Source organism: Streptomyces sp. SID5785 (assembly GCF_009870065.1).
Taxonomy (GTDB): Bacteria; Actinomycetota; Actinomycetes; order Streptomycetales; family Streptomycetaceae; genus Streptomyces.
This window is the reverse complement of record NZ_WWIA01000195.1, coordinates 1-3,354: the sequence shown is the minus strand read 5'-3', so window position 1 is coordinate 3,354 and position 3,354 is coordinate 1. Positions and strand designations below refer to the sequence as shown.

Below are 3,354 nucleotides of genomic sequence, written 5' to 3'. Positions count from 1 at the left end.
GACCCCCGGCCACCCGGAGTACGGCCACACCACCGGTGTCGAGACCACGACCGGCCCGCTGGGCCAGGGCGTCGCCAACGCGGTGGGCATGGCGATGGCCGCCCGCTACGAGCGCGGTCTGTTCGACCCGGAGGCGGCCCCCGGCACCTCTCCGTTCGACCACTTCGTCTTCGCGATCGCCGGTGACGGCTGCCTCCAGGAGGGCATCTCCTCCGAGGCGTCCTCGCTGGCCGGGCACCAGAAGCTCGGCAACCTGATCCTGCTGTGGGACGACAACCACATCTCGATCGAGGGCGACACGGAGACTGCGGTCTCCGAGGACACCGCCAAGCGGTACGAGGCGTACGGCTGGCACGTCCAGCGCGTCGAGCCGAAGTCGGACGGCGACCTCGACCACACGGCGATCTTCGCGGCGATCGAGGAGGCCAAGCGGGTCACCGACCGGCCGTCCTTCATCGCGATGCGCTCGATCATCGCCTGGCCCGCCCCGAACGCGCAGAACACCGAGGCCGCGCACGGCTCGGCGCTCGGCGACGACGAGGTGGCCGCCACCAAGCGCGTGCTGGGCTTCGACCCGGAGCAGACCTTCGAGGTCGCCGACGAGGTCATCAACCACACCCGCAAGGCCCTCGACCGCGGCGCCCAGGCCAGGGCCGAGTGGGAGAAGGGCTACCAGGAGTGGCGCGCGGGCAACCCGCAGCGGGCCGCCGAGTTCGACCGCATCCAGGCGGGCGCGCTGCCGGACGGCTGGGAGGGCAAGGTCCCGGTCTTCGAGACGGGCAAGGGCGTCGCCACCCGCGCCGCGTCCGGCAAGGTGCTCCAGGCGCTCGGCCCGGTCATCCCCGAGCTGTGGGGCGGCTCCGCCGACCTGGCCGGCTCGAACAACACGACGATCGACAAGACGTCGTCGTTCCTCCCCGCGGACAACCCGCTCCCCGAGGCGGACCCGTACGGCCGCACGATCCACTTCGGCATCCGCGAGCACGCCATGGCCGCGGAGATGAACGGCATCGCGCTGCACGGCCACACCCGCATCTACGGCGGCACCTTCCTGGTGTTCTCCGACTACATGCGCAACGCGGTCCGGCTGTCGGCCCTCATGTCGCTGCCCGTCACCTACGTGTGGACGCACGACTCGGTCGGCCTCGGCGAGGACGGCCCGACGCACCAGCCGGTCGAGCACCTCGCCGCGCTGCGCGCCATCCCGGGCCTCAACGTCGTGCGCCCCGCCGACGCCAACGAGACCGCCCTGGCCTGGCGCGAGATCCTGCGCCGCGGCAAGAAGGAGTACGGCGTCTCGCACCCGCACGGCCTGGTGCTCACCCGCCAGGGCGTGCCCACGTACGACGTCGACGAGGACACCCTCAAGGGCGGCTACGTACGGGTCGAGGCGTCCAAGGCGACTCCGGACCTGATCCTCGTCGCCACCGGTTCCGAGGTGCAGCTCGCCGTCGCGGCGCGCGAGACGCTGGAGGCGGAGGGCATCGCCACGCGCGTGGTGTCGATGCCGTGCGTCGAGTGGTTCGAGGAGCAGGACCAGGCGTACCGGGACAGCGTCCTGCCGCCGGCCGTCAGGGCCCGCGTCGCCGTCGAGGCCGGCGTCGGTCTGACCTGGCACAAGTACGTCGGCGACGCCGGCCGCATCGTTTCCCTGGAGCACTTCGGCGCTTCGGCGGACGGCAAGGTCCTCTTCCGCGAGTTCGGCTTCACTGCCGAGAACGTGGCGGACAAGGCTCGGGAATCCCTCGCCGCGGCTCAGCGCTGACGCCCGTACACGACATAGGAGATGCAAATTCCATGACAGACGCACTGAAGCGCCTCTCCGAGGAGGGCGTCGCGATCTGGCTGGACGACCTGTCGCGCAAGCGGATCACGTCCGGCAACCTTGCCGAGCTGATCGACCAGCAGCACGTCGTGGGCGTCACCACCAATCCGTCGATCTTCCAGAAGGCGATCTCGAGCGGCGACGGTTACGAGCAGCAGCTCACCGACCTCGCCGCCCGCAAGGTCACCGTCGAAGAGGCCATCCGCATGATCACGACGGCGGACGTCCGTGACGCCGCCGACATCCTGCGCCCGGTCTTCGACGCGACGGGCGGCCAGGACGGCCGGGTGTCGATCGAGGTCGACCCGCGGCTCGCGCACCACACGCAGGCGACGGTCGCCGAGGCCAAGCAGCTCGCGTGGCTGGTGGACCGGCCGAACACGCTCATCAAGATCCCGGCGACCAAGGCGGGCCTGCCCGCGATCACCGAGACCATCGGCAAGGGCATCAGTGTCAACGTGACGCTGATCTTCTCGCTCGAGCGCTACCGCGAGGTCATGGACGCCTACCTCGCCGGTCTCGAGAAGGCCAAGGCCGCCGGCCTGGACCTGTCGAAGATCCACTCCGTCGCCTCCTTCTTCGTGTCCCGCGTGGACACGGAGATCGACAAGCGGATCGACGCCCTGGGCACCGACGACGCCAAGGCCGCGCGCGGCAAGGCCGGCCTGGCCAACGCGCGTCTCGCCTACGAGGCGTTCGAGGAGGTCTTCAGCGGCGACCGCTGGGCCGCGCTCGACAAGGCGCAGGCCAACAAGCAGCGCCCGCTGTGGGCCTCGACCGGCGTCAAGGACAAGGCGTACAAGGACACCCTGTACGTCGACGACCTCGTCGCCCCGGGCACGGTGAACACCATGCCGGAGGCCACGCTGGACGCCACGGCGGACCACGGCCGGATCTCGGGCAACACGATCGCGGGCACGTACGACCAGTCCCGCGCCGAGCTGGAGGCCGTGGAGAAGCTCGGCATCTCGTACGACGAGGTCGTGCAGCTGCTCGAGGACGAGGGCGTCGAGAAGTTCGAGTCCGCCTGGAACGACCTGCTGAAGTCGACCGAGGCGGAGCTCAAGCGCCTCGCCCCCTCGGAGGGCTGATCCCTTGACCGCACACGGAGCCAACCCGCTCCGTGACCCGGCAGACCGACGGCTCCCGCGCATCGCGGGGCCGTCGGGTCTGGTGATCTTCGGTGTCACGGGCGACCTGTCACGTAAGAAGCTGATGCCCGCGGTGTACGACCTGGCCAACCGCGGCCTGCTGCCGCCGGGCTTCTCCCTGATCGGCTTCGCCCGCCGCGAGTGGCAGGACGAGGACTTCGCGCAGGAGGTGCACGACGCGGTCAAGCAGCACGCGCGCACGCCCTTCCGCGAGGAGGTCTGGCAGCAGCTCATCCAGGGCATGCGGTTCGTCCAGGGCAACTTCGACGACGACGACGCGTTCGAGACGCTGAAGTCGACGATCGAGGACCTCGACAAGTCCCAGGGCACGGGCGGGAACTTCGCGTTCTACCTGTCGGTGCCGCCGAAGTTCTTCCC

The 3,354-nt window shown here is 70.1% G+C and carries 2 protein-coding genes and 1 pseudogene; all 3 read left to right on the top strand.

Features of this window, described 5'->3' with window-relative positions; all coding sequences use genetic code 11:
- On the top strand, window positions 1-1,765 hold a 1,765-nt coding region (locus GTW43_RS05835; RefSeq protein ID WP_161300543.1), incomplete at its 5' end, for a transketolase.
- Window positions 1,766-1,797: 32 nt separating this feature from the next.
- Window positions 1,798-2,916, top strand: coding sequence for a transaldolase (gene tal, locus GTW43_RS05830; RefSeq protein WP_161300542.1), 1,119 nt, complete (start codon window positions 1,798-1,800; stop codon window positions 2,914-2,916).
- Window positions 2,917-2,920: 4 nt separating this feature from the next.
- Window positions 2,921-3,354: pseudogene (locus GTW43_RS05825) on the top strand (glucose-6-phosphate dehydrogenase); the annotation flags it as partial.